We start from the raw sequence: 7,295 nt of genomic DNA, 5'->3' as shown, positions 1-7,295 counted from the left end.
CGGATCAAGTTTATGTCAGCGATATCACATACATCTGGACACAGGAAGGCTGGCTGTATCTGGCAATCGTAATAGATTTGTTTTCCAGAAAAGTGGTCGGTTGGAGCATGAGCTCACGGATGAAAGCAACACTGGTTTGTGATGCATTGCGAATGGCTATCTGGTTGCGTCGGCCGCCGCCTGGCCTGATCGTGCATTCGGATCGCGGGTCGCAGTATGCTGGCAAAGCATACCGCAATCTGCTGAACGCATATGGTTTTATTGGTAGCATGAGTCGTCTGGGAAATTGTTGGGATAATGCAGTTGCGGAAAGCTTCTTTGGCAGCCTCAAGCAGGAACGTTGCCAATGGCGGCATTACCAAACCCGCTATGAAGCACAGCAGGACATTTTGCAGTATATCGCCGTGTTTTATAACAACCAGAGACTGCATTCATACCTGGACTACAAAAGTCCAAACCAATATGAGGCAGAAGCAGCAAAATCGATAAAAGCAGCTTAACTGGAGTGTCCGGTTTTACTTGACCAGGTCAAGTTTTCGTTATTATTGCTTTGGTTTTATAGTCCGTTGGAATAAAGTTCTTTAAGCCTCTACGCTTGGTTATTTAGAGCAGAGCATTATTTACGCGGGAAATAATCCTACATAAATATATTTGTAAGGGTGTTCGCATATTGTTTATAACGCGAGTATTACTAAGAGTCATATTTTCAGAATTGAATTTACCGTCGTCCATCGTACCAAATCGGAAGCTTTTTCTTGTCTTGTAAGGTTTTTCTCGGACTAAATAGGACGCTGAATATCTGACCGGCAATTTCACGGCCAGTGTACAGTAGTACTTTGCGGGGTGAAGTGACGAGCGGGTGGCGGGTGAGGATGGTGAATTTTAGGCCGCGTTTGCGTCCCCATTGTTTGAGCAGTTGACTGAGGTCGATTTCATCGGCGGCGAACAATTCCTGATTAAATCCGCCTACATCGCGAAACGCGTCTGTACGGCACACTACCAGAGCGCCCGACGCCCAGCGGAATATAACTGAAAACGCAGTCCACAATTGCATCGCGGCGTTACCCCACCACGGCAGATTGGGCATGTGCATGACGCTGCCGCAGCCTACGTGTTTGCCGCCTTCAATCATGTGTAAAATATCAGCCACCATACCGGGATTGAGTAAGCTGTCGGCGTCCACAAATAACAACCAATCGCCCGTTGCAGCCGCTGCGCCAGTGTTGCGTGCGCGGCCGATCTGATTGATCGGTTCAAACACAACTTTTGCACCGGCTTGCGTGGCCAGTTTTGCGGTTCTATCGGTTGAGTTGTTGTCAACAACGATCACTTCGTGGGTAAAGCCGGGTTTCTGATTGGCATTGACTGATTCTTGAATCGAATTCAGACAATCCAGAATCAATAGTTCTTCGTTAAAAGCGGGGATGACGATGGATAGGTGCATGGGGGTAAACGCAGGAATTTCGGTGAGAGTGCTGTCAACTGAGTGAAACGATGGTGGAGAGCGGGAAATAACCGCTCTCCACGCCAAGATTAGAACTCGCCTTGTTTGATATAAGGTTGTGACCACAGAATGACTTGCATCAAGACTGATTTGCGCCACGCATCTTGCATACGATCCACATCATCACGGGAGTGGCCGGCTTTTTCCAGGAATGGGCGCAGCGTGGTGGTGATCGGAATGAGCAATGCAAAAATGTAGTGCAAGTGAATGATCGGCACTGATTTTACGTTGTCGGTAGTATTTTTCTTCGAGGTGTGGTGACGTAATCCGATTTCGTACTGATAGTTGAGCCAATCTTGGTTGTATTCGGCTTTTGCGGTGTCCAGAATCCATTGACCAAAGCGTTTACGCACACCGCCTAAATAATCCATGTTGGGTGTGCCATCGGCTGCATTGGTGAAGTAGTGCAGCAGGAAAGGTGTTGAGCCTACAAAGCCATACCAAACATCCAGAATTTGTTCGGTTTGATCTTTGAGTATGTCGTGTGACATTTTCAGATAGCGCACATCATCATCGCCAAACAGCGTAGCTTGTTTCAGATTGGCAAAATCATCGAGTGATACGGGGGATTTTGCAAGCGAAGCACTGCCATAGGTGTAGCCAGGTATGTTTGTTGTCATAAAATTTCCTTTTATTAGATGTTAGTCACATAGGTAACAGAACTTATCGTTACACTATGCATTTGATATCATGCTGTTATGCAATGAATTCTTGTCAAATTATATAGAAAAATGAGCCAATTGAGTATTTGCATGGCGGATTCTACAGGATTGATAATTTGTGCGGGAGTACTTTTTGGGATCGGATTAGTTTTCGTGCGTTTTCAGTAAGTCATCCAACCAATTTTTCCAGTGTTGGAATTTTTCTGATAATGCTTTGTTTACACAGTTTATTGCTACTTTATTTGCTTGCGGGCGGCAGTTTATTTTAAGCCCGGTGGCGAGTAAAGCAGCACCCTGGAGGCTTGCTTCTTTTTGTTGTAAATGAAAAATTGGGAGTGGCACGCACTGAGCGATTCCTTGCTGCAAACAGGGTAACTCGGACAGGCCGCCGGATAAGTAGACTTGTGTCAGCGGTGAGTGGTGATGGAAATCTTCCAGGATGCGCGCAATCCGGAAAATGATAGCTTCGAGCATCAGAGCGGTGATTTGTTGTGTGGTCAAATCGGAGACAGATTGGGAAAAATAAACTCCCCAGTCTTGGCGGAAGTACGGTGCGCCTAAACCGCTCGGCTCTGCAAGGCAGTAAATGTCGTTACTTGCCAAATCTTCAATGCAACAATCTCTCACAGGATAAGGCGCCAGAGCAGTGGCGATGGAATTGAGCGTGCCTTCAACGGCAAATTGCACCTGCTGATTCTCATTCTGGTAAACCAATGTCTGAAGGTAGCCATCAAACGCCAGCTCGTGCTTGGCGAGAGAACGAATCACAAACCCGCCGGTGCCAAGATTGACCAAAGCGCCGGTTTGGCTATCGGTCAGGCCGGCGATCAGTGCGGCCGATTGGTCACCGACACTGGCTTGTAGCGTCAAACCGAAATCCGGTAAAGATAAATTCAATCCGGTTGAAGGTTTGATTTGCGGCAGAATCGAGCTTGGAATATCGAAGAGTTGGCATAAAGTATCTGACCAGCGCTGCTGGTGGATGTCCATCAGCAAGGTGCGTGCCGCCATGGAAGCGTCGGTGAGAAAATGTTGACCGTGCGTCCAGCGCCAGATCAGAAAAGTATCCAGCGTACCTGCCAGCCATTCGCCCTGCACAAGCTTCTCACGCCATGCTGGATTCTCCTGCAACAGGATGCTGAGCTTGGGAGCAAAGTAATAAGCGGTCAAACGTAAACCGGTCAGGTTATGAATGGTGTCTGTTGATGCGTGCAGGTGATCACAGCAGCTTGCCCCGCGGTCATCTTGCCATGAAATCAGGGGTGTTAACGGACATCCGCTGATTTTGTCCCAGATCAGAAAAGACGAGCGCTGACTGCATAACCCTAAAGGAGGATTGTTACCGGTTTGTGCCGTACATTCTTTCAGAACCTGTTCGGCAATCTCGGCATAATCGAGCGCATTACTTTCATAGTGCCCATTGTGACTATCAATGGCAGGTGCAGAGCGGGTGACGATATGCTGGAGGTTTCCTTGCCGATCCATTAAAGCTGCTTTAATGGATGTCGTGCCCAGATCAAGGGCAATTGCCGAGGTCAGTGCGTGATCCATTGTTTGCAGCAGCGCTCAACTTCTTGGTAAGTTCTGGTAGCGTCCCAATGAAGGGTATCGGCTACGCGCAGCGCAATTTGCTGTAACTCGTATTCCGTCAGCTTGGCTAGAATGAGTAATGGCAGGCGGCGGCGTAACAAATCTTCTAAGTGGATAACCATTTCCGTAGCGGCGCAATGTAGCAGATCGGCTACAATAAACGGCAGAGACGGGATAATGCGCTGCGCCAAATCAGCTTCTGTTTCAATGCGGCGAAGCATCTCAGTTATTCGTGTGCCATGACGATGCAGCAGCCATCTCGCACTTTCTGTATCAATGCCCATCTGCGTTGCTTGGCCTAGCATGCGGGTAGACCAGTCTGAGAAATTTTCCTGTGGCGCCCAGGGAAATAATCGATCTTGGGTTGCACAGGGCAAAGCAGTGCCGAGTTGTGAACACACCGTATCAACGATACGAGCGGCATCCTGGCGTGACGACGTTATTTTTCCGCCGACGGCATAATGTACCCCGTTGGAAGCGGTTTTTATTTCCCAATCGCGGCTGACCGCAGACGGTGAACCGGAGGAAGCCGTTTGAGTATTTTGTTTAAGAACTCGCACCCCAGCATAACGGCCGATAATATCCGATTCTTTCCAGGGTGTTTTCAAATAATTATTGGCGGCGGCCAGCAAATAAGCAATATCACTCGCATCAATAGTTACCTGTTCGGCATCGCCTTTGAAATCGGTGTCGGTTGTGCCTAACAATGTTAAACCATACCAGGGAATCATAAAAAACACGCGGCCATCTGATTTTGCCGTTAGCAATAAGGCTTCATCTTTCAGCACGGTGGGCATGACCAGATGAACTCCTTTCGCAAGGCGGCACCATTCACGGCTTTGTGCTTCTTCCGCCAACCATTGACCGGTGGTAAAAACAATCTGTTTGGCACTGATTTTCTGCTCGGTTTGAGTAAGCTGATCCTGGACGATTGCTCCATCCGCTTGTCCGTTGGTTTCCAGTAACTGAATCAACTTGCAGTAATTGATGCAGCTTGCACCGGCATCTTGCGCGCCTGAAATTAATTCCAATACCAGTCGCGCGTCATCGGTTTGTGCGTCGGCATAAGTAAATCCACCATTCAGTGCTTGCTCATCAAGGCAAGAGAAATATTCAGTGAATTGTTTGGGATTGAGATAGTTGTGACGCATTTGCGGATCAGCATCACCGGCCAGAAAATCATAAAGCGTTAACCCTAATTTCAGTTGCAGCCGGTTCATTCGTTGCTGTGCGTAAACGGGGACACCAAAACGTAGCGGCCAGACACGGTGAGGTGCTGTGTGTAGCAGCATGGTTCGCTCTTTGAGCGATTTGCTGACTAGCTTGAAATCATAGGTTTCCAGGTAGCGTAGGCCGCCATGGATGAGTTTGCTGGATGCCGATGAGGTGGCGCTGGCCCAATCGCCTTGCTCAACGATGACAACTTTCAGACCGCGTAGCGCCGCATCATACGCGGTCCAAGCACCATATATGCCGCCGCCGCAAACTAGGAGATCGAAGTGTTGGTTTTGTAGCGCTGCAAAATCTCTTTTCATTGATCGCGCAGTATCAGCGTCTTATGGGGTAAATCGCTGATGAGAATATCAACACCCAATTGCAAAGCTTTATTGATTTCTGAATCACTGTTACAGGTATAAACGGCAATACACTTGTTATGCTCACGCAGTAGGTCGACGATCGCTTGATCCACGTTCGCAATAGGCAGGCAAAATCCATGAAGAAAAGCGTGTGTGTTTAATAGCTCGCGTGCATCTGTAATGGTTTGCGTGGTTTCAAAGTTGTACACCAAGGGAGAAGCCGGATTGTACCAGTGCGCATACACGAGGCTGGGAAGATTGAATGATGAAACAATGATCCGTTGATCAAGGTTTTGGCCGACCAAATCAAGCGTCTGGCGGATTTTTAATTCGTGACGGGAAACAGGTTCCCAGTCACGATTCTTAATTTCAAGCAATAAACGGCAGCGGTTACGATAGGTGAGCAGAAAATCTTGCAGGGTCATAATGCCCTCGCTTTCAGATTCCGGATTAATCAGTGCTTGAAGCTGATGATAATCAAAATCGTCGATATGCTTATCGCTCAATCCGATTCTATCGAGAAAACGGTCATGCCAAAGTACCGCAATTTCATCCCGGCTTAATTGGATATCCGTCTCAATGCCGTCAATCGCATACCCCAATGCTTTATCAAATGCGTTTCGGGTATTTTCCATTGCTTCCGTATTTGCGCCGCGGTGGGCAAACACCAAGCAATTCTTAGGGGAATGACGGGTTTTGCCTGGCATCTATTGATAGATGGCTATTGTGTTGCTGCTTGCAGTAATTCAATAATAGCTGGATCTTTGGCAATTTCGAGTGCGGTTTTTTCTGTTTTGCTTTTAATTTTGGGGTCTGCACCTTTTGCCAGCAACAGTTTCACTGCATCGGTATGATCATGTAAAGCAGCCCACATCAGCGGTGTAATGCCATCTTCATTTTGCAGATCAATTTTAGCGCCATTTTCCAGTAATTTTTCTATGACTGGCGTATGTCCGTTCTGCGCCGCCAGAATGAGTGCTGTAAAACCATTGGAAGCCTTGTGATCCACTTTGGCACCATGTTTAATCAATGCATCGACAATTTCAGTATTGCCTATCAGAGCAGCGAGGGTCAGTGCTGTCGCGTCATTCTTATCTTTCAAATCTACTTTGGCGCCCTTTTCCAGCAGCGCATTGACAACATCGGTATGTCCATTTTGTGCGGCGATATAGAGTGGCGTGGTATCGTTAGCAGCTAACAGATTAACAGGCGCATTCTTGGCCAATAATGTTTCGACGATCGCCGTGTGCCCGTTTCTGGCAGCCATATACAGTGCGGTAGTATTGTCAGAGGCTTGGACATCAATTTTTGCATTTCTTGCCAATAGCTTGTCGACGATGCTTGCTCTGCCATCCAATGCAGCAATTATTAAGGCGGTCAGTTTCTCTTTGGTTTGCAAATTGACATTGGCGTCTTTTGCCAACAGCGCATCCACGATACTTTCATGTCCTTTTTGTGTCGCAAGCATGAGGGCTGTAATACCATCCGTAGTCTGTACATTAACCTTGGCGCCTTTACTCAATAATGCATTGACAACATCGGCATAACCATTTTTTGCGGCGATAATCAGGGCTGTGGCTCCACCGGCATTTTGCAGACCAACATCGGCTTTATCTTCCAGCAACAGATTGACGATATCCGCATGTCCATATTGTGAAGCAATGATGAGTGCGCTAAACCCCTTGTCATTCTGATAATTAACATTAATACCCTTTTCCAGTAGTTGCTTGATTGTTTCCGGTTTGCCTGCAAATGCAGCTTTGATAAACTCTTCTTCGTCATTGGCAAAAGCACTGGCAGCAGAAATTAACAATACTGCAGCAGCTACCGTAAAAAATAAAAATGTACGCGTATAATTAATTAAGTGTTTTATATCATTCATCTGTTATACCTATATCTGGCCTTTTTGTTATCAATTCTTGGAGTCTGTTTGTTGGATCGCTCATGATTCACTTTGCAATT

At 47.1% G+C, this 7,295-nt stretch carries 7 protein-coding genes; 1 reads left to right on the top strand and 6 read right to left on the bottom strand.

Annotated elements, in window-relative coordinates:
- Positions 1-500, top strand: a 500-nt coding sequence (locus QZ942_RS12010; protein WP_292995893.1) for an IS3 family transposase, incomplete at its 5' end; no start/stop codon positions are given.
- A gap of 218 nt (positions 501-718) precedes the next feature.
- Here the strand turns inward: QZ942_RS12010 and QZ942_RS12005 are convergent.
- The 6 genes from QZ942_RS12005 to QZ942_RS11980 all read right to left on the bottom strand — a co-directional run bounded on the left by QZ942_RS12005 (position 719) and on the right by QZ942_RS11980 (position 7,215).
- Positions 719-1,531 (bottom strand): glycosyltransferase, encoded by an 813-nt coding sequence (locus QZ942_RS12005; protein ID WP_292995891.1) that lies wholly within the window; start codon positions 1,529-1,531, stop codon positions 719-721.
- 2 nt (positions 1,532-1,533) lie between these two features.
- A complete protein-coding gene (locus QZ942_RS12000; protein WP_292995889.1) occupies positions 1,534-2,124 on the bottom strand; it encodes a protoglobin domain-containing protein in 591 nt (196 codons plus the stop codon).
- 186 nt (positions 2,125-2,310) lie between these two features.
- Positions 2,311-3,717, bottom strand: a complete 1,407-nt coding sequence (locus QZ942_RS11995) for an FGGY family carbohydrate kinase (protein WP_292995887.1) — start codon at positions 3,715-3,717, stop codon at positions 2,311-2,313.
- The gene (locus QZ942_RS11990; protein WP_292995885.1) at positions 3,702-5,291 is read right to left on the bottom strand and encodes a glycerol-3-phosphate dehydrogenase/oxidase; all 1,590 of its coding nucleotides are present in this window, start codon (positions 5,289-5,291) and stop codon (positions 3,702-3,704) included. Before QZ942_RS11990 ends, QZ942_RS11995 begins: the two co-directional genes overlap by 16 nt.
- Positions 5,288-6,040 carry a glycerophosphodiester phosphodiesterase gene (locus tag QZ942_RS11985; protein ID WP_292995883.1) on the bottom strand — a complete coding sequence of 251 codons (753 nt, stop codon included), beginning with the start codon at positions 6,038-6,040 and terminating at the stop codon, positions 5,288-5,290. Before QZ942_RS11985 ends, QZ942_RS11990 begins: the two co-directional genes overlap by 4 nt.
- A 14-nt stretch (positions 6,041-6,054) precedes the next feature.
- Positions 6,055-7,215, bottom strand: a complete 1,161-nt coding sequence (locus tag QZ942_RS11980; protein WP_292995881.1) for an ankyrin repeat domain-containing protein — start codon at positions 7,213-7,215, stop codon at positions 6,055-6,057.
- Between the last annotated feature and the right edge of the window lie 80 nt (positions 7,216-7,295).

This window comes from Nitrosomonas sp., from assembly GCF_021731985.1.
Classification (GTDB): Bacteria; Pseudomonadota; Gammaproteobacteria; order Burkholderiales; family Nitrosomonadaceae; genus Nitrosomonas.
This window is presented reverse-complemented; position numbering and strand designations above follow the sequence as displayed.